This is a genomic window from Leptospira adleri (assembly GCF_002811985.1).
Classification (GTDB): Bacteria; Spirochaetota; Leptospiria; order Leptospirales; family Leptospiraceae; genus Leptospira; species Leptospira adleri.
This window is the reverse complement of the sequence record NZ_NPDU01000014.1, coordinates 63092-85268: the sequence shown is the minus strand read 5'-3', so window position 1 is coordinate 85268 and position 22177 is coordinate 63092. Positions and strand designations below refer to the sequence as shown.

18 protein-coding genes and 2 pseudogenes are annotated in these 22177 nt (G+C 44.9%); 9 read left to right on the top strand and 11 right to left on the bottom strand.

Translation table 11 applies throughout. From position 1 onward, the window contains the following. From CH376_RS24830 to CH376_RS07500, 3 genes and pseudogenes are all read right to left on the bottom strand, one after another. A pseudogene (locus CH376_RS24830) lies at positions 1 to 89 on the bottom strand (serine/threonine-protein phosphatase); the annotation flags it as partial. A 107-nt stretch (positions 90 to 196) separates the two neighbouring features. Next, positions 197 to 385 carry a hypothetical protein gene (locus CH376_RS07505; RefSeq protein WP_069606587.1) on the bottom strand — a complete coding sequence of 63 codons (189 nt, stop codon included), beginning with the start codon at positions 383 to 385 and terminating at the stop codon, positions 197 to 199. Between the two features lies 1 nt (position 386). Further along, positions 387 to 590: pseudogene (locus CH376_RS07500) on the bottom strand (glutamine amidotransferase-related protein); the annotation flags it as partial. Between the two features lie 336 nt (positions 591 to 926). Between CH376_RS07500 and CH376_RS07495 the strand changes: the two are divergent. Beyond that, positions 927 to 1460: a hypothetical protein gene (locus CH376_RS07495; RefSeq protein WP_100785929.1), complete on the top strand. Its 534-nt coding sequence runs from the start codon at positions 927 to 929 to the stop codon at positions 1458 to 1460. Between the two features lie 96 nt (positions 1461 to 1556). On the opposite strand, the gene CH376_RS07490 is transcribed toward CH376_RS07495, so the two are convergent. From CH376_RS07490 to CH376_RS07470, 5 genes are all read right to left on the bottom strand, one after another. Next, the gene (locus tag CH376_RS07490) at positions 1557 to 4328 is read right to left on the bottom strand and encodes a 2-oxoglutarate dehydrogenase E1 component (protein ID WP_100785928.1); all 2772 of its coding nucleotides are present in this window, start codon (positions 4326 to 4328) and stop codon (positions 1557 to 1559) included. 22 nt (positions 4329 to 4350) lie between these two features. Then, positions 4351 to 5754 (bottom strand): dihydrolipoyl dehydrogenase, encoded by a 1404-nt coding sequence (lpdA, locus tag CH376_RS07485; protein ID WP_100785927.1) that lies wholly within the window; start codon positions 5752 to 5754, stop codon positions 4351 to 4353. Between the two features lie 13 nt (positions 5755 to 5767). Next, entirely contained in the window at positions 5768 to 7003 is a 1236-nt protein-coding gene (gene odhB, locus CH376_RS07480) for a 2-oxoglutarate dehydrogenase complex dihydrolipoyllysine-residue succinyltransferase (protein WP_100785926.1), read from the bottom strand. A gap of 102 nt (positions 7004 to 7105) precedes the next feature. After that, entirely contained in the window at positions 7106 to 9544 is a 2439-nt protein-coding gene (locus CH376_RS07475; protein WP_100786022.1) for a penicillin-binding protein 1A, read from the bottom strand. Then, positions 9544 to 10500 carry an MBL fold metallo-hydrolase gene (locus tag CH376_RS07470; protein WP_100785925.1) on the bottom strand — a complete coding sequence of 319 codons (957 nt, stop codon included), beginning with the start codon at positions 10498 to 10500 and terminating at the stop codon, positions 9544 to 9546. The genes CH376_RS07475 and CH376_RS07470 overlap by 1 nt, the downstream gene beginning before the upstream one ends. A 106-nt stretch (positions 10501 to 10606) precedes the next feature. Between CH376_RS07470 and CH376_RS07465 the strand changes: the two genes are divergently transcribed. The 4 genes from CH376_RS07465 (at position 10607) to glyA (ending at position 14641) form a co-directional block, all read left to right on the top strand. Continuing rightward, positions 10607 to 11425, top strand: a complete 819-nt coding sequence (locus CH376_RS07465; RefSeq protein ID WP_100785924.1) for a rhomboid family intramembrane serine protease — start codon at positions 10607 to 10609, stop codon at positions 11423 to 11425. A gap of 190 nt (positions 11426 to 11615) precedes the next feature. After that, positions 11616 to 12215, top strand: coding sequence for a GNAT family N-acetyltransferase (locus tag CH376_RS07460; RefSeq protein WP_100785923.1), 600 nt, complete (start codon positions 11616 to 11618; stop codon positions 12213 to 12215). A gap of 282 nt (positions 12216 to 12497) precedes the next feature. Beyond that, positions 12498 to 13346 carry a lipoate--protein ligase family protein gene (locus CH376_RS07450; RefSeq protein ID WP_100785921.1) on the top strand — a complete coding sequence of 283 codons (849 nt, stop codon included), beginning with the start codon at positions 12498 to 12500 and terminating at the stop codon, positions 13344 to 13346. A gap of 47 nt (positions 13347 to 13393) precedes the next feature. Next, the gene (glyA, locus tag CH376_RS07445) at positions 13394 to 14641 is read left to right on the top strand and encodes a serine hydroxymethyltransferase (RefSeq protein WP_100785920.1); all 1248 of its coding nucleotides are present in this window, start codon (positions 13394 to 13396) and stop codon (positions 14639 to 14641) included. Between the two features lie 504 nt (positions 14642 to 15145). Here glyA and CH376_RS24825 read toward each other — a convergent pair. Then, complete coding sequence (locus CH376_RS24825) at positions 15146 to 15277, bottom strand: hypothetical protein (protein WP_420843531.1); 132 nt, start codon at positions 15275 to 15277, stop codon at positions 15146 to 15148. Then, complete coding sequence (locus tag CH376_RS07435) at positions 15264 to 17000, bottom strand: ABC transporter substrate-binding protein (RefSeq protein WP_165781768.1); 1737 nt, start codon at positions 16998 to 17000, stop codon at positions 15264 to 15266. The genes CH376_RS24825 and CH376_RS07435 overlap by 14 nt, the downstream gene beginning before the upstream one ends. Before the next feature lie 462 nt (positions 17001 to 17462). On the opposite strand from CH376_RS07435, the gene CH376_RS07430 reads away from it, so the two are divergent. Genes CH376_RS07430 through CH376_RS07420 form a run of 3 tightly spaced genes read left to right on the top strand, consistent with a single transcriptional unit; the run spans position 17463 to position 20730 of the window. Then, the gene (locus CH376_RS07430; protein WP_100785917.1) at positions 17463 to 18101 is read left to right on the top strand and encodes a hypothetical protein; all 639 of its coding nucleotides are present in this window, start codon (positions 17463 to 17465) and stop codon (positions 18099 to 18101) included. Between the two features lie 6 nt (positions 18102 to 18107). After that, positions 18108 to 18377 carry a DUF8156 family protein gene (locus CH376_RS07425; RefSeq protein ID WP_100785916.1) on the top strand — a complete coding sequence of 90 codons (270 nt, stop codon included), beginning with the start codon at positions 18108 to 18110 and terminating at the stop codon, positions 18375 to 18377. Next, complete coding sequence (locus tag CH376_RS07420) at positions 18370 to 20730, top strand: DNA polymerase domain-containing protein (protein ID WP_100785915.1); 2361 nt, start codon at positions 18370 to 18372, stop codon at positions 20728 to 20730. The genes CH376_RS07425 and CH376_RS07420 overlap by 8 nt, the downstream gene beginning before the upstream one ends. Before the next feature lie 208 nt (positions 20731 to 20938). On the opposite strand, the gene CH376_RS07415 is transcribed toward CH376_RS07420, so the two are convergent. Next, the gene (locus tag CH376_RS07415) at positions 20939 to 21475 is read right to left on the bottom strand and encodes a Pycsar system effector family protein (RefSeq protein WP_243394737.1); all 537 of its coding nucleotides are present in this window, start codon (positions 21473 to 21475) and stop codon (positions 20939 to 20941) included. Positions 21476 to 21642: 167 nt separating this feature from the next. Here CH376_RS07415 and CH376_RS07410 point away from each other — a divergent pair, with 167 nt between their 5' ends. Next, positions 21643 to 22167, top strand: a complete 525-nt coding sequence (locus tag CH376_RS07410) for a DUF1564 family protein (protein WP_100786021.1) — start codon at positions 21643 to 21645, stop codon at positions 22165 to 22167. Positions 22168 to 22177 lie beyond the last annotated feature (10 nt).

The window sequence follows — 22177 nt, the reverse complement described above, 5'->3', positions numbered from 1 at the left end:
ATCTGAAGATCGGCCGTTCCTCCGCCGATACAACTCGTGATATAACTTCTGGAACTTTGGTTTGTAGGAACTCCAACAAATCGAATATCACTGACATGAAATTGTTTAGCAAGAATCTTGAGGGGGAAGAAGGGGGCGAAAATCAAACTCGTTCTAAAAATAAAATTCTAAAATTTTTTAGAACGAGCGCTTTGTTTTAGAGGATTCCGGTCTTTCTTGCGATAGCGTAAAAGTTCACGCCGTATCCAAGGCCGAGGAAGTTTTTAGGCGGGAAAAGATCGTCCGTTTCCGGATTCCATACGTCTTTTACCAACGCTTCTACTGAAAAATCTTTGCCCACAGGGAGTCCAAGAATTCGATCGGGGAGTTGCGGAAATTCTGCCATGTCATATACCTTTTTTTGTAGTTTCAACGAGATCGTAAAATTTCTGAAAGAGATATCTGGAATCGTTCGGTCCCGGCGCGCTTTCCGGGTGATACTGAACCGTGAGCAAAGGATATCCCGATTTTAAAATTCCTTCCACGGTGTTGTCGTTTAAGTTGAGAAAGGAAACCGGTTCTTCCACTTTGTGATCGTCGATGACCGCGAAATGATCTTACAAGAAACAAATTAGCTCCAAGGCAAAAGTTACGATTCGATAAAATACCTTCGATATCAGAACGCTTCTATTCGAAACGAGACCTTTGAAACAAAAACGATCTAACGAGCGCGTTAGGAATAAATCAAAATACGACTTTCATCAAATTAGGACGTTTTCCTTTCGTCATTCGCCTAACAAAGGTTAGATTCCTAATTTCGTTGCGGAATAAACGGTAAAAAGAGAGAAACCATCGACAAACGATTCTTTCGATTCCTTGGCGTTTTCCTCCTTTACAAATGTCCTTCTGTATAAAAGGCGGGAATGCTTTTTTACGGAGGACATTCGATGCAAACGCGGAAAAAAATATTTTTTACGTTAGTTACCTTGATAGGTTTTTTGACCGTAACCTGCGGGGATGGGAAGAAAGAAAACGATGATCTCACGTTATTGATTGCGTTAGCGGCACAATCTGCGCCTAACAAAGAAATCATCGAACCGAAAATCGCTCTGAATACCGCGGAGTTAAAAATGCAAGGGCAGACATATTCTCTCGGAAACACACTCTGTAGCAAAAACGGAATCGCGGCCTCCGCCGGTCCGGACCTCCTCGTGGACACGGGAAACTCTATGATTGATTTTAGTAAGAATTCCGGAGTGATCGTAGGACCGGGAGGAGGAGGGCAAATCGATTTCTACGTAAACCTTCCCGCAGATACTTACAGGGTATCGACTCAATGCGCGGTAACAATCACGAAAAACGATTCGAAAAATTACGGACTTCGATTTTCAAATTGCCCGATCGTAGCACAACTCGACCCGGGAAACTCGCCGGCGATCGGCGCGATCGCATTCGAAATCTATTGTACGAAAATAAACTAAAAACTTCCGCTGAAGTTTTCATAAAAAAAGCCCGAGGGTAACATCTCGGGCTTTTTTAAAGAATCGCAAAATTCTTCTTTTGATTCTACTTTATTCTTACGCTTGAAACGCGTCCAGAACGAGTTGATCTTGTTCCTGTAAATGCAACTTCATATGTCCGGCCGCAGGGCTCGGAGATTCGTGTCTTCCCGCATAAGTCAGACGAATACCGGAAGGAAGCAAGTCCTCGATTCTTTCTCTTACAAAGAACCAAGCTCCTTGGTTTTTCGGCTCTTCCTGACACCATACGAATTGTTTCGCGTTTTTAAACGTTTTCACGACTGCGTTTTCGATTTCTTTACCCGCGAAAGGATAGATTTGTTCCACACGGACCAAAGCCACGTTTTTGATTTTATTCTCGTCTCGGTATTTCATTAAATCATAATATACTTTACCTGCGGAGAAAATTACTTTTTCGATCTTGTCGGGCTTAGATCCGCTGTCATCCACGAGAATTTCCTTAAACGCGCCCTGCAGAATATCTTCCACAGGAGAAAGGGACGCCGGAAAACGGAGCAAACTTTTCGGAGTTACGATTACGAGAGGTTTGCGATAATTTCGAAGCATCTGTCTTCGGAGCAAATGGAAATACTGAGCGGCCGTTGTGAGATTACAAACCTGCATGTTGTTGAGCGCACAGAGTTGTAAAAATCTTTCCAGTCTTGCGGATGAATGTTCCGGTCCCTGGCCTTCGTAACCGTGAGGCAACAGCATCGTAAGACCGGAAAGTCTTTGCCATTTTACTTCCGAACTGGAAATAAATTGATCGAAAATCACCTGCGCGCTGTTCGCAAAATCCCCGAACTGCGCTTCCCACATCACGAGGGCATTCGGATCAGCCAGAGAATAACCGTATTCAAAACCCAAAACCGAAAATTCGGAAAGTGAGGAATTGATGATCTCCGCCTTTGCTTGTTTTCCGGAAATATGATTCAAAGGAATGTATTTTTCGTTTGTGTTCGTGTCCACGAGCACGGCGTGGCGGTGGGAAAACGTTCCTCTCTGAGAATCCTGTCCGGAAAGACGGATTCTAAAACCGCTTTCCAAAATCGAACCGAAGGAAAGAGCTTCCGCAAAACCCCAATCCACGGGAATTTTTCCTTCCGCCATTTCCTTTCTGCTCTGGAGAAGTTTTACGAGTTTAGAATTCGGAGTGAAACCCTGAGGCACGGAAGTCAAAGCCTGGACGATTCCTTGCATCTGCTCTTTCAGAAGTTTTGTCGCGGGCTCGGAATCCAACGATACCTTGGAGAACTTGGACCAAACCCCTTGCATTGTATCGACCCTGATCTTTACGTCTTGTTCTTTCGCTCTTTGGAAAGAATCTTCGAGTCCGTGCATAGAACCGTTTTTGATAAAGTCCAAATCTTCCTGAGCGATCTCGCCTTCTTCTACGAGTTTTTTCTCGTAAAGATTCACCGTTGGAGGATGATTCTTAATGATCGAATACATCTTAGGTTGTGTGAACGCAGGCTCGTCTGTTTCGTTGTGACCGAGTCTTCTATAACAAACTAGATCGATGATGAAATCTTTTTTGAACTTCTGACGGTATTCCATGCCGAGTTTTACGACTCTGTAAACCGCCTCGGGATCGTCTCCGTTTACGTGAATGATCGGGATCTGAAATCCTTTTGCGAGATCGGTTGCATACAACGTGGATCTGGATTCGTCCGGCAAGGTTGTAAATCCGATCTGGTTGTTTACCACTACGTGAAAACTTCCGCCGGTCGTATAACCTTCCAGATTCATCAGGTTGAGCGTTTCTGCAACGACTCCTTGTCCAGCAAACGCCGCGTCCCCGTGGATCAGAATCGGCATATACTTCGCGCGATCCTTGTCCCCGATCAAACCCTGACGCGCGCGTACGGATCCCGTTACGACCGGATTGACGCATTCCAAGTGACTCGGGTTGAACGCGAGGGAAAGTTTCACTTCTTTCCCTGCTTTTGTCATTCTGCTGTTGGAATATCCTAAGTGATACTTTACGTCCGCATAACTCAGGTTATCTTTGTCGGTCTTCTCCTCGAACTCGGCAAAGATGAGTGACGCGGGTTTTTCGATGATGTTCACAAGAACGTTGAGCCTTCCTCTGTGCGCCATCCCGATCACGAGTCCGTCCATCTGATGATGTCCGGCTTCTTCTACGATCGTATCCAAAAGAGGGATGAAGGATTCTCCTCCTTCGAGGGAGAATCTTTTTTTACCAACGTATTTTTTTGCGAGGAATGTTTCGAAATAATCGGCTTGGAATAATTTTTCAAAAAGTCTGAGTTTGGTGCTTTTAGGAATCGGCGCCAAGAATTCCGGAGACTCCATCTTTTTCTGAAGCCATTCTCTTTCCACGTCGTCCACGAGGTAGAAGTGTTCCGCGCCGATCGTATTACAATAAACCTTTTCGTAAAGGTCCACGATCTCTTTCAGCTTAACTCTTCCTAAAGTATCGCTGTCCACGACGGTTTCCAAATCCGCGGGAGAAATGCTGTGAAGTTTAGAATCTATAAAAGTACGATTCGGCTTTTGAATTCCGAGAGGATCCAATTGCGCCGCCAAGTGACCTTGTCTTCTGTAAGCGTTGAGGAGGTTGATGATCCCCATCTCCCGGATCGAACCGGCTTGAGCGTCCGTAAAGGAAGTGGCGACCGCTGATTTTCCGTTCCCATTTCCGTTGGAATAACCGTTTCCATTCGCAAGACCGTTGGTATCCACTTCTTGAAAGAAGAGTTTCCATTCTTTGTCCACCGAGTCGGGATTGATCTTGTATTGATCGTAAAGTTCTTCAAGGAGAGCGCCGTTCTCCCCGTAAAGTGCCATGAGTTTTTCTATTTTCATACTTGAAACCTACCTAATCGATTCACGCGTGAATCGCCCACTTATCCACCGCCATCGCCGCTTCTTTGATCACTTCCGCCAAGGTCGGGTGCGCGTGAAAACTTCTCGCGACGTCTTCCGCAGACGCGCCGAATTCCACTGCGACCGCCAATTCTGCGATCATGTCGGAAGCCCTCGGTCCGAATATAAACGCTCCGAGGATCTTGTCCGTTTTTTTATCCGCTAATATTTTAACTTGTCCTTCCGCTTCGTTCATCGCTTTCGCACGGGCGTTCGGACGGAATAAGGACTTTCCGGTTTTGTATTCGATTCCGGCGGCCTTCAATTCCTCTTCGCCTTTTCCAACCCAAGCCATTTCCGGCCAAGTATATATGACGTAAGGAACCGCATCGTAATTGACGTGCCCCGATTGTCCGGCGATAAGTTCCGCGAGCGCGACGCCTTCTTCTTCCGCTTTATGCGCGAGCATCGGTCCGTCGACCGCGTCTCCGATCGCGTAAATTCCGGGAACTGAGGTTCTGAAATGTCCGTCGATTTGAATTCGTTTACGCGGAGTCAGTGCGACGCCCGCTTCTTCCAAACCTACACCTTCGATAAAAGGACGGCGACCGACCGCGACGAGAACTACGTCCGCTTCGAGTTCCTTCGATTCTCCTTTAGAATCTTCGATCGTGACTTTAGCACCGGTCTTCGAAACCGTCGCGCCTTTGACCTTGTGTTCAAATAGGAATTCCATTCCTTGCGAAGTCAAAGAACGTTCTAATAACGCGCCCATCTGACGATCCACGTTGGAAATTAATCCAGGTAAGAATTCAACGACGGTTACCGCCGTTCCGAGTCGGGACCAAACGGATCCGAGTTCGAGACCGATCACTCCTGCTCCGATGATGATCATTTTTTTCGGAAGTTTACGAATGTCGATCGCGTGATCGGATGTGATGATCGTCTTTCCGTCCACGGTCAAACCGGGAATATCGATCGGAACCGATCCAGTGGCGACCACTACGTGTTTGGCGGTGAGGACTTCTTTGGTTCCGTCGTTCAACGCGACTTCCACTTTACTCGCCGAGAGAACCTTGCCGAAACCTTCGTAACGTTTGATTTTGTTTTTGTTCATTAAGAAATCAACGCCGTCCGTGACTTCTTTCACGATCTGATCCTTACGATTCATAAGTTTGTTTAGATCGAGATCGACTTTTCCGACCGTGATTCCGTGAACGTCCAACTTGTGGAGAGTCTTATGATATTCTTCCGAAGAATCCAGAAGCGCTTTGGAAGGAATACAACCCACGTTGAGGCAGGTGCCTCCGAGGGTTTTTCTTTTTTCGATGATTGCGGTTTTTAAACCGAGCTGAGCGGAACGGATGGCACAAACGTAGCCCCCCGGTCCCGAACCGATCACGACTACGTCAAATTCTGCTGACATGATTCCTCTTTCATTAAAGTTCGAGTAAAAGTCGAGTAGGATCCTCGATCGCTTCCTTTACCTTCACGAGAAACGTAACCGCTTCCTTTCCGTCCACGATTCTGTGATCGTAGGAAAGAGCGAGATACATCATCGGACGGATTACGATCTGATCGTTCACCACCACCGCACGTTTTACTATATTATGAAGTCCTAAAATTCCACTCTGAGGAGGATTTAAGATAGGAGTGGACATCATCGATCCGTAGATCCCGCCGTTGGAGATCGTAAAAGTTCCGCCTTCCATTTCGGCGAGTTCGATCTTTCCGTCTTTGACCCGGTTGGCGAGTCTTCCGATTTCCTGTTCCACGCCTGCAAAGCTCAAGAGATCCGCGTCTCTAACGATCGGAACCACAAGTCCCTTCGGTCCGCCCACCGCGACTCCGATATCATAGTAATTCTTATAAACGATATCGGTTCCACGGATCTCGGCATTGATCGCCGGAATCGACTTGAGAGCGTGAATCGCAGCCTTGGTGAAGAAGCTCATAAACCCAAGACCCACGTTATGCGCTTCTTTGAACTTATCTTTGTAACGATTTCTGACTTCCATCACGGCGCTCATATCGACTTCGTTGAAAGTAGTGAGAATCGCCGCGTTGTGTTGTGCGGAAACGAGTCTTTCCGCGATCACTTTGCGGAGACGGGACATCGGAACCGTATTTTCTCTCGGAAGATCTCCTCGGTTCGCAACCGGAACAGCCTTAGGAATTTCGGGAGTCGGAGCCGTTTTCGCCGCGACTGCAGTCGGTGCGGAAGTTTTTGCTTCGATCGCTTTTAAGACGTCTTCTTTTGTGATCTGTCCATTCTTACCCGAACCGGAAATTGCGGACGCGCTGAGTCCGTTGTCATCGATCAGCTTACGGACCGCAGGAGGAAGAGTTTCGTTTAAGCTGCCGTTGTTTGAGACCGGTGTCGAAGTAGTTTTTGAAGGAGTCGGAGAAGAGGAAGGGGTTGGAGCGGAGGCGGCGGCCGCGGAGTCGATGAGACCGATGATCTCTTTTACTTTTACAGTGTCTCCCGCCTTCTTATGAATTTTTTGAAGAACACCCGAAGACGGAGCGGGAACTTCCATGGTCGCCTTATCGGTTTCCAGTTCCAGAAGGATTTCGTCCTGTTTTACTTGTTCTCCTTCTTTCTTTACCCAATTCGCAATGGTTGCTTCCGTGATCGATTCCCCCATTTCGGGGACCTTGATTTCTACAGACATGTATGATTCCTTTTCGGAGGCTTAAGATGCTCTATAAGGCCGGCCTCGGTTTCAATCCTTATAAACGAAAAAATTCTGTAAACGAAATTCTCCAAAACGGAATTATTCCGTCCTTGGTTTGAACTTCCGATCGGTTTTGCCTAATTCTTCATCACTGATCTGATATTCTTTCTGTAAGAATTCTCTAAAATCCATGGACTTGTGATGATCTCTTTCTCCGTCACACTGACGATTTCCCATTACCGCCTTTGTAACTCCGGCGACGGTGATCGGTTTTAAGGTCAGGTTCTGAGTTACGGGACATACTCCGGGTTTCGGAGACAAACCGTTGTAAGCACAGGTTCCTCCTCCTTGCACTTCTTCCGGCATAATGTCTTCGCCGAAGGTCGGATAATTTTCTCCGCCGTAAAAGCGATTGTACATTCTTCCCCAAATCGGAACCGCAAGAACCGAAGCAGCCTGACCTCTTCCTAAGGAAATCGAACTCTTATCGAAACCCAGCCAGATTACGGTCGTATAATTCGGATCGAATCCGCAATACCAGGCATTGGTAAAAGAAGAAGTGGATCCGGTCTTTCCGGCGGCGATCCCCCGGTAATTTCCCTTATCGGGATCTCTGAGTCCCATCGCGGCGGTTCCCGCCATCGCAACGTTTATGAGCATTTTCTTAAGAATGTAGGCCGTTCCTTCGGAGATAACTTGGATGCTTCCATCCTTCGCTTGTCTCTGAAGTTCCTCCTGAACTTTAGACTCTTCGTTGTAGACGACGTTCCCGCTCTGATCGATCACGTAACGAACGGAGAATGGAATTACCCGTCTTCCCTTGTTCGCAATCGTCGCATAACCGAGAGCCATCTCTAAAGGAGTAAGTTCCGCGATCCCGAGCGCGAGCGCAGGACTCGAAGGGAAACGGGAAGGATTGACTCCCGTGAGTCTTGCGGCAAAATCGATCACCGCGTCCGGTCCGGTTCTCAGAAAAACCTGGACCGAAACGATATTCAAAGATAAGGAAAGAGCTCTCGACAAAGGAACCATTCCGAGAAAGTCCCCGTCGAAATCCTGAGGAGACCAACCTTCTCCTTCTTCGGTAAGAGTGGTCAGAGGAGCATCCATGATTCCGGTTCCGCTTCCTACCACACGTTCTTGGATCGCGGCTCCGTAGACGAACGGCTTAAACGCGGATCCGGTCTGACGTCTCGCCATCGTAGCGCGGTTGAACTGATTCTTCGGAGTGAATTCGTAACCTCCGACCATGGTTTGAATGTAACCAGTGGAAGGTTCGATCGTAATCGCCGCGCCTTCTACGTGAAGATTCTTTCCGAAGACGGCGGTTTGTTTTTGGAATTCTCCGATCGCCGCGGATTCGTTTTCACCCGGAGTGAGAATGGTAAGAATGTCGGCGGCGTCGATGAGCTCCCTTTCAAGGGCGACTCGGTAGTTCGCCTTTTCGTCCAACTTACTGACAAACGGCATTCCTACGGGGAAAATGGATCCCATCAAATAATAAAGTCCGACCAGACCTCGATCCGCTCCGCCGGAATAGTTGACCGTAATTCCGGAAACGAGGTCGTCGTGTTTTTTGATCGCCTTGGATAATTCTTCCTGAGCGATTTCCTGTTTGCGCGCGTCGAGAGTCGTATAAACTTTTAAGCCGCCGGTATAAACCTTGTCTTCGCCCAATTCTTTTTCGAGCTTTTGACGAACATACTCCGTGAAGTGAGGAGCCTTGTTCAGACGATTGCCCCAAGTCGATTGAGACGGAGATTTTGTGATGACCACGGGCCAGTATTTATTCCAGAAATCGTCGTGAATGCTCTGGACTTTGTCTTCGGGGATATATCCTTGAGAAGCCATCAATTTGAGAACGCCGAGGTGCGCGTTTTTCGAAATCGCCGGATTCTTAAACGGAGAATATTTTACGGGAGCCTTCGGAAGTCTTGCGAGCATCGCCGCTTCGGCTATGTCCAAGTCGCTCACGTCTTTTTGAAAGTAAACGTCGGCCGCGGAAGCGATCCCGGTGGTTCCGTGTCCTAAATAAATTAGATTAAAATAAATTTCTAATATTTCTTCTTTTGAATATTCCTGTTCGATCTGAAGAGTAAAAAGAGCCTCGATGAATTTTCTGGCAAAGGAACGTTTTCTGTTTTGTAAAACGGTTTTGGCGAGCTGTTGAGTGAGAGTGGAGCCACCCTGTTTGATTCTTCCAGAAACTACGTTTACGATCCCGGCGCGGAGAATCGCCATAAAGTCGATCCCGAAGTGATTGAAGAAGTTATTGTCCTCCACGGAAAGAAACGCCTGCACGACGTGAGGAGGGATGTCCTGGTATTTGAGAAGTTGTTGCTTGTGTTTGTAGAGTTCCGCGAAGACGACTCCGTTGATATCGTAGAGTCTTGTCGGAGTCGTGGGTTGATACGAAGCGAGCATCGCGAGTTCTCCCCCTTCGTCCACTTCGGAAAGAATATAACCGAAAAAAAGACCTCCTAAGAGGGCGATGACGAGCAAGGCTCGCGAAGTTCTATGAAGTCCGATACTTTTAATCATGATAGTTTATATTCGTTCCCTTCTACGGCGAGTTCGATCTTGAGAGTATGATTTCCAAGCGCGACCGCGTGCGCCCGCGCTTCCTGGAGAATGATGTCCAAAACGTCGTCCGCATACGCGGGTTCGTGATGTGTGAGAACCAGAGTTTTCACATTCCAAGCAACCGCACAGTTTACGGCCATCGTGTAGGACGTATGTCCCCAGTCAAATTTTTGGAAGGATTCATCCAGAGTATATTGGGAATCCAGGACGAGAAGATCCGCGTTTTGAAAAAAAGGCTTCATCTCCGAAACGGATGCAAAATCCTCTCCGGTAAATTCCGCATCCGTGGCGAAAATAAAGACCTTTCCCTTCTCTTCCAGCCGGTAGGCAAAAGACCCGCCCGGGTGTTTGAGAGGATAAACGCTCACCTTACAATCCCCTTCTAAATCCAAAGTTTCGCCAGGGCTCAGACAGGTAAAGAGTTTCGTGGATGCGAGGGCGGAAAATGGAAGGGGAAAGAATTCGGGGGACTGCTGTTTTTCAAAACGTTCCGAAAGATCGGGAAAAGGAGAATAAAAATGGAGCTCATTCCCCGGAATATACAAGGGTTTGAAAAAAGGAAGCCCCTGAATATGATCCCAATGAGTGTGAGTGAAGAATAATGTGATTCTTCCCTCGCCTTTTCCGAATTTCTCCTGCATGAGTTCGTCGCCGAGAACCCGGACTCCCGTTCCGCAGTCGATCACGATTCTTCTTCCCGAAGAAAGAACAACGGATAAGCAAGTTGTATTACCGCCCACCACGTGAGTAAGATAAGGCGGAAGACTGGAAATAAATTTCTCGATATCCGAGAGGACGTTCGGATTTCCGTCCCGGACGATTTCCAGAACTTGAATCAATTTTTGAATGTATTCCGTAGTCCGGAGAGGGGCGGAAATCGAACCTCGAGTTCCGTAAAGCTGAATGATCACCTTGAACCCAGGATTTCGATCTCGCGCATTCTGTCAAAGATAAGAGAGGAAAGAAAAATCGTTTTACGGTTGTCTCCCGAATTCTAAGGAGAAATCATGTTCCCCTATGACTGGAATCTACAATCGGATCGGACCGGAGCTGACTCCCGTAGTTCGGACTCTCTTGATTTTAAACGGGGGAATTTTTGCGATTCAACTCCTGCTTTCTTGGACGGTGGGAGATTATCTCACTCTCTATTTCGGATTAACGCCGGACCTAATCACCGATCATTACTACGTATGGCAGTTTATTACCTACGCATTCTTACATTCCGCTCAGAACATCTTTCATATCCTGTTCAATATGTTTTCTCTCTGGATGTTCGGATCCATTTTGGAAAGTCATTGGGGCGGAAAAAACTTTCTTAAGTTTTATCTCTTTTCCTGTTTTATGGGCGGTTTTTTTCCGTGGACCTTACATCTTTTAGGATGGCACCAAGGCACCATCATCGGAGCTTCGGGAGGAATCTACGGTCTTCTTGTCGCCTTCGCCCTGATCTGGCCGAATCAGGAATTGTTATTCATGGGATTTTTTCCCCTAAAGGCGAAATACATGGTCGTCATCCTGATGCTGATCATCGCGTTCTCCGGTCCGGGTGGGAATATCGCGCACATGGCACACGCCGGAGGAGCGATCGGAGGCGCCCTTTATTTCTTTTATTATAATAAACTTAAGTCCAAAATTCCTGCTTCTCTTTCTTTGAGTCGTTATCTTCAAAAAAGAAAAATGAAAAAGTGGCAAGAAGAGATGAATCGCAAAATTCACGTTCGAGAGGAAGTGGATCTTCTTCTGGATAAGATTTCGAAGAGCGGAATGGATTCTCTTTCCAGAAAGGAAAAGAAATTCTTAAAGGACGCTTCGAGTCAGTATTCGTCGGAGGAATGATTCTTACCCGGTTGGCGTGAGACGGAAAAAAGTAGGAACTCCTTCGTTTGCAGCTTTGAAAGGAAAACTTTCTCTGAGACGAAAAAAAGTAGGAACTCCTTCGTTTGCAGCTTTGAAAGGAAAACTTTCTCTGAGACGGAAAAAGTAGGAACTCACATAAAATTCTTCAGGAGAGAGGATTAAAAATACGATGAAACATTCTTACCCTCCGGAACCGATCATTCTCTCGGGAAAACACGTAGAACTTCATCCTTTGAGAATGGAACATAAGGATTCTTTAATAGAAGCGGTAAAAGACGGAGAACTTTGGAAGCTCTGGTTTACGCTCGTTCCTTCTCCGGAAGAAATGAAGGTTTGGATCGAAAGAGCAATCGCGGAAGAAAGCGAAAAACTTTCTCTTCCATTCGTCGTAAAACGCAAAGAAGATCAAAAAATTCTGGGAAGCACCCGCTTTATGAATATCGAAAAATTTGCAAATCGAATGGAAATCGGTTCAACTTGGTATTGCAAAGAAGCTCAAAAAACCGCTGTAAACACGGAATGCAAACTCCTCCTTTTAGAACACGCCTTCGAAAATCTGGATTGTATAGCGATCGAATTCAGAACTCATAAACTCAATGAGGCTTCTCGAAAAGCGATTTCAAGGCTCGGAGCGAGCCTGGACGGAGTCATTCGAAATCATAGGAAAATGCCAAATGGAACCCTGAGGGATACTGCGGTCTACAGCATCATTTCGAACGAATGGCCGACCGTAAAATGCCATCTTCAATTTAAATTAGGAAGAAACTAATCGAGCCGGACTTCTCCCCTACTCGCATCTGACAATAAGAATCGAGTTCGAAAAAATTTTTCCAAATTCTGAATTCAATTTTTTCCGCAATAGAAATTCTTCTTTGGAAAGTTTGTTGGAACAATAGTCAAGTCCTGCCTTGTCACCTAAAAGTAGGAACTCATACATTTCCATTCTAGCAGACAGATCCTCCTTGAATTGAAAAAGTAGGAACTCACACATTTCCCACCGCAAACCGATTGCGGAAAAAAAAGAAATCTCAGATACTGCAAAGAAGAACAAATGCGAACTTTTTCCTTTTTTCAAAACTCAAAGCGAAGCGCAACATACAACCTCGCCATCGAAGAAGCTATAGGACTTCATCTCGTCTCCTCCGGATACGGAGCCGGACTCCGAATCTGGAAAAACCCATTCTCCATAGTAGTCGGACTTTCTGAAAAACCGGAAGAGACGGTCCTATCTGAAATTTTAAATCCGTTCTTAGAATCCGAAAAAAACGCGGGAAAAGAATCCGTTCTCAGAAACAAAAAAATCATTCGGAAAAATTCTTCGCCGGCGATCGTAAGAAGAGCGAGCGGCGGAGGAACCGTAGTTCATCATCCGGAAGAGAATCTAAATTTTACCTTCTTCATCTCCTTGGACGTAAAACCGGAACTCTACAAAGTGAAGGAATCCTACGATTATTTTTTAAGTCTTGTGATCTCGTCTTTGAAAAAACAAACGTTAGACGCTTCTTTCAGAGGCAAATCGGATCTTGCGGTGATCGATCAAGGATTGGAGAAGAAGATCTCGGGAAACGCACAATTTCGAAAAAAGGGCGCGGTCGTCCATCATGGCACATTGATCCTAAGACCTTCCCTCATCGAAAGGGTCTCCGGACTTCTCAAACATCCGCCCGAAGAACCGGAATACAGAAAGAATCGAAAACATTCCGACTTCGTCACCGCCCTCCCCGCGCATTTTTCCACCCTAAAATTTGGCCAAGACCTATCTCATGTATTTGCCGAATCCCTGGGCCTTTCCAGAATGGACACAGAGAAGGATCTCCGATTTACAAAATTGATTCTCAGAGAAGCGAAAACTCTCCTTGAGAACAAGTATTCGAGGATGGATTTCATCCTCAGAGATTGATCGGGTTCCATTCTACTTCATAAATCCGTTAGAAAAGAAGGGCCACGATGCAGTTTCTTCCGAAAGCAGATCCAGAAATCTATGCAGCGATCAAAAAAGAGGACGAAAGACAGGAAAATAACCTGGAAATGATCGCCTCCGAGAATTTCGTTTCCAGACCGGTTCTGGAAGCGTACACTTCCACGCTCACCAATAAATACGCGGAAGGATATCCGGGAAAAAGATACTACAACGGATGCGTCAACGCGGACGCGGTGGAAAGCCTTGCGATAGAAAGGGCAAAAAAACTCTTCGGAGCGGAATACGCAAACGTGCAACCTCACTCCGGAGCTCAAGCAAACATGGCCGTCTTCTTAGCCTGTTTGGAACCGGGAGATTCCTTTCTCGGGATGAATCTCGCGCACGGCGGGCACTTAACTCACGGTTCACCGGTGAACATCAGCGGTCGCTATTATAAACCGATTCCTTACGGAGTGGATCCCAAAACCGAAACGATCGACTACAATGAAATCGCAAAACTCGCGAGAGAACACAAACCTAAGTTGATCGTTGCGGGCGCTTCCGCTTATGCGAGAACCATCGACTTCGCAAAGTTCGCGGAAATCGCAAAAGAAGTCGGAGCCAAACTTATGGCCGACATCGCGCACATTTCCGGACTCGTTTCCACGGGATATCACCCTTCTCCCGTCGGACTCTTCGACTACGTCACGACTACGACTCACAAGACTCTGAGAGGACCAAGAGGAGGACTCATTCTTTCCTCATTAGAGAATGAGAAAGTACTCAACTCGCGGGTTTTCCCCGGAATCCAAGGTGGACCTCTGATGCACGTCATCGCGGCAAAAGCTGTGGCTTTCCAAGAAGCGCTTCAACCAGAATACAAAACTTATATCGAAACCGTATTAGCAAACGCTAAAACACTCGCGGAAGTTTTCGTAAAACGCGGCTATAGAGTCGTAAGCGGAGGAACGGATAACCATCTCGTTCTTCTGGACGTTTCCGTAAAAGGACTCACCGGAGCTCAGGCCGCTGACGGACTTGACGAAGTGGGAGTCACAGTAAACAAGAACGCGATTCCATTTGATAAGAATCCTCCGGCCGTCGCATCCGGCATTCGTCTGGGAACTCCTGCGCTTACGACGCGCGGACTCAAACCTTCGGATATAGAAGTCGTAGGAAATCTGATCTGCGACTTCCTCGACAATCCGAACGACGAGAAGAATCGAACCAAAGTAAAAGGCGGAGTCAAAGAAGTGACCCAGAAATTTCCTATGGATCGTTTCCGTCTGGATTAAAAGACAGTTTTTCTCATTGAGAATAAAAAAGGCGCCGTCAGGGCGCCTTTTTTTATTTCAGGGACGATCTTAAAACCTCTCCAAAGAAAGAATTCCGTTTTAGAAAATTGTAATATTCTGTGTGAGTTCCCGCAAATAACGTCCCGTTCCTTTTTTCGTAGGAATCGGAATCCTACTTAGAGCCTGTCCCAAAACGTTATTTTACTTTGTCAGTAGGATCTAGCGGCAAGGTTCTGTCCCAGTTTTGGGACAAATCTTATCATTCGAAAATGTGTGAGTTCCTACATTTTATGTCTTAGGACAAAGATGGATTAGAATTCGCGGATCCAAAAAACTCACTTTCCAGCAAAAGATCCGCTTTTCTTTGATAAAACCAGATTCTACCAATCGTTCTTGGAAACGGACTTTAAGTCCGGTTGCAACCTTTTTGAGAACAGATTCACTTTGTCGGAACAACGAAAGTTTTATGATAGAAACAAAATTCCGGAAGAATTCTTCGAATTTCTAAGATTTCTCACGAAAAGAATCGGACTTTCCTTTCGGAACCGAAAACCAAACCCGGCTTCCTTTTCCGAATTCGCTCTCGATTCCGATGCTCCCGCCGTTTCTTTCAATAAATTCTTTACAAATGATCAAACCAAGACCGGACCCCGGCTCGTTCCTCGTTCCCGAGGAAGAAATTCGTTCCCGAGGAAGAAATTCGTTCCTCGAGATGAAAGAGTTTTTCGAGATAAAGTTCAGAGATGCCAACACCCGTATCGACAACCGAAATCAAAACGGAATCCGCCGATTCTTCCATTCGAATCTTGATGAAGCCTCCGGACTTCGTAAACTTAATCGCGTTCCCCACGAGATTTCTAAGAACGAGCTGAATCATAGAAGGATCTGCGAACGCAAAAGAATCTTTGCCAGGTTCTAAAATGAGTTGAATTTCTTTTTGCAAGGCCTGATTGAAAAGAAGCTCTTTCGTATCTTCTATGACTTTTCGGATCGAAAAATGTTCCTTCTGAATTTTCATTTCACCTTTTTGATTTTCCGCCCAAAAAAGTAGATCTTCCAATAGCCGATATGTTTTGTGAATGGAAGAGCGGACTTGAACCAGAGTTTCTTCGTTCATGTCGCTCGGACTCCGGATGACGTCCCGAAAAAGAAGATGAATCGTTCCGATCGGACCTCTCAGATCGTGAGAGATGATCGCTAAAAATTTATCCTTTGTTCGATTCGCTTCTCTGGATTGCGTTTCACTGATTTTAAGATTTCGGTTTAAATAAAAGATATACGAAGCGATCAAAATTACCGCAACCGAAAACAAAAGAAATCCCAAAAGGATACCGTAGAGCCAACCGAGATCGTGTTTTGGATTCGGATCATAAACGAAGGACCCCAAATCCAAACCCGGTTTTAACATTCCCTGCTCTTCGTAAACTTCGGCGATATGTTTCCAACGATACAAATTCATGTGACCGATCTCTACGATATCGGGTTGAAGAATTTTCATCTTCTCCGCTTCAAAACGGAGGTGTTCGATAGAATGGCGTTTGCTGTATTTATGATAGATGAGTTGAACGATCTCTTCCGGATTCCGTTTTGCGTATTCCCAACCTTTCATACTCGCGCTCCGAAACGCCTTTACTTCTTCGGGAAAGTCTTCGATTCTTTTTTCAGTGGTAAAAAGAATGTCGCTATAAAAATCGATCCCGGCCGCTCTCGGAGAAAAGATCAGATATGGAATTCTATCTTTTTCCAAAGCAAAGGGTTCGTCGCTGAGATAAACCGAAATCGCGGAAACCTTTCCGTCTTTCAGATCGTTGATATGAAAAGAATGCGGTTGAACAAAGATCTTGCTCGCATTAATTCCTTCTCTTTCAAAGTAAGCGAAAAGCTCCGCAGAATGCGGCTCGATCATCACGGTCTTTCCGACCAGCTCGTGAAGAGTTCTAATCCCGGAATCTTTTCTCACCAACAAGGATAAGGGAGAATGTTGAAAGATCGCGGCAAGTGCGACCACCGGTTTTTTTCGTTCTCTCATCAAAAGAAGGTCCGTAGTACCCACTCCGTAGTCCGCACTTCCGTTCAGAACCTGAGTGATCGGCTCTTCGTTAAAATTGGATTCTAAAATTTCAACTTCGAACCCCTGATCGCGGTAAAATCCTTTTTCAATAGCGGCGTAGTATCCGGCGAATTGGAATTGATGTCTCCATTTCAATTGCAGTTTGATTTTTTTCAAAGGCTCCGAGGACGCCTCTTCCGAACGGAGCGAATGAAACGCAAAAAGAAAAATCAAAAATCCGGAAAGCGCGAATCCATACTTGTGAAAACCTGCAACGTTTCCGACAAAAGATTCTATAATTTGTTTCATTCTCAGGCGACCAAAGTTCATTTTGTTTTACAATTCATCTATAAAGAATCAGGATAGGAATTCCGAATTGAGATACATGATTATTTGGAGAATCGCTTTCAAATCAACAAAATTAATCCCGAACGAACGCCTTTCCCACCGGTAATTCTCTAAAAAATAAACAATTTCTCAATTTCAAACTCCAATACATTATATTTTTATAATATATTTTTCTTTTTTTATTCAACTAAAACGAACTAAAAATTCCGTAGTTGTAAAATTCTTTTCAAACGTCGAAAAAACTGAAAAACCGAAACCTGATTCCGGATAATCGCGGAGGAATTTCAGAAAACGAGATTGCAGCGTAGTGAATTTTAAACATAAAACCGAAGTTCCGATCTTATAAGACATATTTTCCAATTATCATTTTCATCATCCTACATTTTGCTTTACAAATTTATACTTATCATTAGAATAGTATTTATGTTTTTAGAAACGACAACACGCCCATCCTCCGGCGCGAACCTTTACCAACCGGTTCTTTCCTGGAATCGAAAAGGATTGAGTATGCTCACGGGAATGTCCGGAATCTATCATCTTGCGCTTCAATGGGAATATGCGTTTGCGGTTTCGGGTTTTAAAGTTTTCAATCTGGACTGTGCAATTCGTTTTAATCCGTTCGTAATTACCGAAGAAACGAGAAAAAGAAGAATTCCTCCCGAATCCTTGCTCGAAAACATTTTTGTGCAAAGGGCGTTTACACCCTATCAGATCTTAGATGCGCTGAAGACGATCGCGAACAATAAGTCGCAGGATATGATCTATTTTCTTTTGGCGCCTTGCAAACAATTCTTCGACGGAGACGTTCAGGAAGAAGAAGGAAGATTTTTATTGGATAAGATGTTATTGATCTTGGAAACAATTCATTCGAAGAACATCCCGATCCTCGTGATCGAATCCATGAAATACAAACATCCGACTTTTCAGAACTTCTTTCCGAAACTGGCGGCCGCCTCGTCCGATCTCTGGGAACTTAAAATTGAAAATCAACTTTCTTATCTCAAAGTAAGAAAGAAATCGATTCCTTCCATTGAAACGTTGGAAGAGAACGCGGAGGTATAAAAAAATATGGGCAGAACAGTAACTCCTTATTCCAGACAAATGCAACAGGTGGAATCCGGCCTTCTTGAATTTCGTCGCGGACTTCGAAAACCGGATCAAGAAGTTTTTGATGATCTAATACGAACCGCGAAATTACAAGTGCAAGCCGGAGTTATGGCGTCTGCACCTTATCCGATCGATACCATGCTCTTAACTATGATGATTGATCTCAAAAAAGAAATACAGAAACTAAGACAAGAAATAAATGCGGCCAAGGTTTTAAAAGGAGATGGCTGAAACGAATTGGATCGAAGGTACTCTATTCGATATTTATCATATAGAAGACAGGATCCATCTTTGGATTCTCGATAAAAAGGGAAAATCCGCTCTTTTTTACGATTTCTATCAACCGGTAATATATGCCAGAGGAGACGAAACCATTCTCAAAAAATTGGTTCAAAGGCTCTATCAACTCAAAGCGCTTGCGTACATCCCTATTTATGAAGAAAAAAAACTCTTCTATGAAAACCAAACGGTTCCCGTCTTAAAACTTAGCATTTCTCGTCCTTCCGTTTTGTCGCAAGTTTCCAGAAAACTCTACGCGCTCTACGGGAAATTCGACATCTTTCATTCGGACATAGAAATCCCTACGAGCTATCTCGTTGAAAAGAAATTATTTCCTTTGTGCAAATTGAAACTTTCCTATTCCGAAGATAAGGATGGAAGGAGAATTCAAGAAATATCCTCTCTGGATGAGATAGAAAACTTAAACTATGAAGTTCCTAAGTTCAAAATTCTTTCTATGAAACTTTCTCAGAGCCATAGAATCGATTTGAAAAATAATTCCATCGTATTTCGAACTCATGACGGCTGTTGGGATTTTCCAGGTTCCGATCCGAAGAGACTTTTATCTCAAATCGATCGTCTTCTCAAACAAGAGGACCCGGATATCATTCTTTCCTCTTACGGAGATCAGATCATATTTCCTTATCTTTTCTCCCATGCTCAAAAACTTAAAATCTTTCCCGCGTTTGACAGAGACGGCGTCAGTCCGATCCGAAGAAATATTCGAACCAAGGGAACGAGTTTTAATACATACGGAACGATCGTGTTCCGCGCGCCTTCTTATCCTCTTTTTGGACGCTGGCATATTGATTCTGAAAACAGCTTTGTTCACAAAGAAGCGGATCTCTTAGGCATCGTCGAATTGGCAAGGCTATCCCGTCTTCCGATTCAAAAGATGGCGAGGGCCTCCACTGGAAAGGCTTTGACCGCGATAGAAACGGACGTCGCCCTGAGAAGAGGGTATCTCGTTCCTTGGCAAAAGAGCGCGATAGAATCTCCAAAGACGGCGCTTCAACTTTTAGAAGCGGACAAAGGCGGACTTGTGTTTCAGCCCGACGTCACTTTCGGAATGACCGCGGAAAACGTCGCGCAACTCGACTTTGCACAAATGTATCCGAGCATCATGGTTCTCCACAATATCTCCCCCGAATGTGTGAACTGCTCTTGCTGCGAGGAGGATTCGACGACTCCGATCGTTCCCGGATTAGGTTACAAAATTTGCAACAAACGGAAAGGTATCGTTTCCGAGGCGTTAAAACACGTGTTAGAACGGAGGGAATATTATAAATATATTATAAAGAATTCAACCGATGAAAGAGAACTTTTAGAGTGCGGACTAAAACAGTCCAGCCTGAAATGGATGCTCGTCACCTCTTTCGGGTATCTTGGATATAGAAACGCTAAATTCGGAAGATTGGAAAGCCACGAAAGTGTGAACGCGTTCGCAAGAGAAAAACTTCTTACCGCAAAGGAAATTTCGGAAGAAAGGGGTTACGTTTTTATTCACGCAATCACGGACAGTATTTTTATACGCAAAGAAGATTCCTCTTCATTTTCACAAGACGAGTTGGATTCTCTCTGCGCCGAGATCACCGCAAAAACGTCCGTTAAAATCGACGTCGATGGTATTTATACGTGGCTTCTCTTTCCCGCTTCGAGCCAAGATCCGAAGATGCCGGTCGCAAATCGTTATATGGGAAGATTTTCATCGGGAAAATTAAAGTGCAGAGGGATCGGTTCCAGAAGAAAAGACATCCCCGTTTTTATCAAAGACGCTCAAAAGGAAATGTTGGAATGGATGCGGGAAAAAGTTACGATCAAAGAATTGATCGATTCCGAAAAGGAAATTTTGCAAATCTTCGATCGTTACGATTACCGACTCAGATCGGAACAAGTTGATCTGGAAGAACTTTTGGTTCGTAGATCCACTTCAAAGGATTTGGAAGAATACGAAGTGCACGGCGCCGCGTCGCTTTCTCTTCTTCATCTCAAGGAACTGGGCATCGAAGTTCAAGCAGGTGAAAAAATCCGTTATTTAGTTTTGAATCGGAATTCAAAGAGCAAGGATCAATGGTATCTTCCGGAAGAAGCGATTCCGGTTTTTAGACGGAAGAATAAAAAAATTCGCTGGGACAAAACGTTCTACCGTAAACTTCTTACAGGCGTTTTCCGCGAAATTTGGTCCGAATTCGCTTCGTTTAAAGATTTCGATTCTCTTATCGACGAACAAAGATGGCTTCCCTTCGAGGATCGTTATTGGCAAGAATATCATAAATTCTTAATGGACAAAAGAATGAGCGCCTGATTCTGCGCTTCGGTCAATACAGTGATATTCCGATTTAGTTTCGTTTTTTAACGCAAAATCGGATTCTTATCTGGACTGGTTCAAGAATTTCTAAAAACGAGGATTTTGTGTGAGTTCCTACAAATTACGTCTCATTGGGCTTCTGTAAAATTTCGAACTGGTCCAGATAGGTGGGTGTTCCTACATTTCCGGCTTTTAGGGAGATTGCTTATCGTATAAGAGAAGGAATCCATCCTATGCTCTCAAAAACGATCAGTGTTCCTCCGATAAAAAACCCCGCCAGAAAAAACCTGTAACTCCATCTTATGAATCTATATTTAGTAAAATAGATACTCCTTCCCATCTGATAGATGTCGAAGGAGATCGCTTTGTAGAGCGACGCATCCGTCTCTAAGGATGATTCCATATTCTTAAAAAAAGTTTCTTCGTCGTCGTTCGCAAAATCGCCGAAAAACAAGGGGTTCTTCCTCTTCAATTTGTCACGCTTTGTGAAAGGCATCACGGCAAATATCGCCAAAGAAGCGGCCACCGCGATGAACGCCATGAGTAAAATCATACCCGTGACATACGTTCCTCGTTGCAAAAATCCGAGCGCTAAGGAAAGAATCACGAAAGACGCGGCGATCAATATATTCGCCTTCTGATCGGCCATGAGGCTCAGTTGCACGTGATGTTGGTGAACGGTTCTTAGTAGATAATCAACGGAGGACCTGGCTCTTGTTGTGGAAAAGTATTCGGGCTGCATTTGGGATAATTTCTTTCTTACTGAATCTTTTGAAGGGCTTGAATTGTAAAACTGTATTAGTGGGTGTTCCTACTTTTCAGGGAAGGGGGATCTGCAATTTTTCTGAAAAATCTCGAAAATCTCCGGAAAAGGGACTCCTTTCGATTCTTCCTGGAAACGTAGATGGTATGGGGATATTGATTTCAGCGTCACCTTCGACAAGTTCTCGCTTAACAGGTAAAAAGAATGTGGAATCCATTTTGATTCCCGAATCTTTTCTCAAAAGACTTACGGATTTAGAGAGAAAGAATCTTCCTAAAAATGTCGGACCTCTTTTGGACACCTATACAAAATATCTTGTTTCTCTCCGACGTCTTAATCCGAGAGCAAAAAAGGTTATGTATCAAAGGGGGGAAGGTAAGCTCATTAAAGTAAATATGAGAATCGCTCCGGAGCATTGGGAGCTCCTCAGAGTCATCGCCAATTCACATGGAGTCTCGAAGAGTTTTCTCTTCAATTACATCCTCTGGCTGGACTCCCTTGGCGTAGGCGAGTCCTTCCGTGAAGTTCTGGGGGTGGGTGTTCCCACCCTCCACAACTCTTACAGCTATACCCTCCACTACGACACCGTCCAAAATAAGATCTCCCGAAGTCTGCAATTCAGACCTGAATTCTTAAAAACCGTACGAAAGTATCGAAAAGGGTATTTCTAAAAAAACTCAT

What these genes read in the sequence shown, in the direction of transcription:
- CH376_RS07505 (WP_069606587.1), bottom strand. Translation starts at nt 385, where the DNA reads ATGGCAGAATTTCCGCAACTCCCCGATCGAATTCTTGGACTCCCTGTG.
- CH376_RS07495 (WP_100785929.1), top strand. Translation starts at nt 927, where the DNA reads ATGCAAACGCGGAAAAAAATATTTTTTACGTTAGTTACCTTGATAGGT.
- CH376_RS07490 (WP_100785928.1), bottom strand. Translation starts at nt 4,328, where the DNA reads ATGAAAATAGAAAAACTCATGGCACTTTACGGGGAGAACGGCGCTCTC.
- lpdA (WP_100785927.1), bottom strand. Translation starts at nt 5,754, where the DNA reads ATGTCAGCAGAATTTGACGTAGTCGTGATCGGTTCGGGACCGGGGGGC.
- odhB (WP_100785926.1), bottom strand. Translation starts at nt 7,003, where the DNA reads ATGTCTGTAGAAATCAAGGTCCCCGAAATGGGGGAATCGATCACGGAA.
- CH376_RS07465 (WP_100785924.1), top strand. Translation starts at nt 10,607, where the DNA reads ATGACTGGAATCTACAATCGGATCGGACCGGAGCTGACTCCCGTAGTT.
- CH376_RS07460 (WP_100785923.1), top strand. Translation starts at nt 11,616, where the DNA reads ATGAAACATTCTTACCCTCCGGAACCGATCATTCTCTCGGGAAAACAC.
- CH376_RS07450 (WP_100785921.1), top strand. Translation starts at nt 12,498, where the DNA reads ATGCGAACTTTTTCCTTTTTTCAAAACTCAAAGCGAAGCGCAACATAC.
- glyA (WP_100785920.1), top strand. Translation starts at nt 13,394, where the DNA reads ATGCAGTTTCTTCCGAAAGCAGATCCAGAAATCTATGCAGCGATCAAA.
- CH376_RS07435 (WP_165781768.1), bottom strand. Translation starts at nt 17,000, where the DNA reads ATGAAACAAATTATAGAATCTTTTGTCGGAAACGTTGCAGGTTTTCAC.
- CH376_RS07430 (WP_100785917.1), top strand. Translation starts at nt 17,463, where the DNA reads ATGTTTTTAGAAACGACAACACGCCCATCCTCCGGCGCGAACCTTTAC.
- CH376_RS07425 (WP_100785916.1), top strand. Translation starts at nt 18,108, where the DNA reads ATGGGCAGAACAGTAACTCCTTATTCCAGACAAATGCAACAGGTGGAA.
- CH376_RS07420 (WP_100785915.1), top strand. Translation starts at nt 18,370, where the DNA reads ATGGCTGAAACGAATTGGATCGAAGGTACTCTATTCGATATTTATCAT.
- CH376_RS07415 (WP_243394737.1), bottom strand. Translation starts at nt 21,475, where the DNA reads ATGCAGCCCGAATACTTTTCCACAACAAGAGCCAGGTCCTCCGTTGAT.
- CH376_RS07410 (WP_100786021.1), top strand. Translation starts at nt 21,643, where the DNA reads ATGGGGATATTGATTTCAGCGTCACCTTCGACAAGTTCTCGCTTAACA.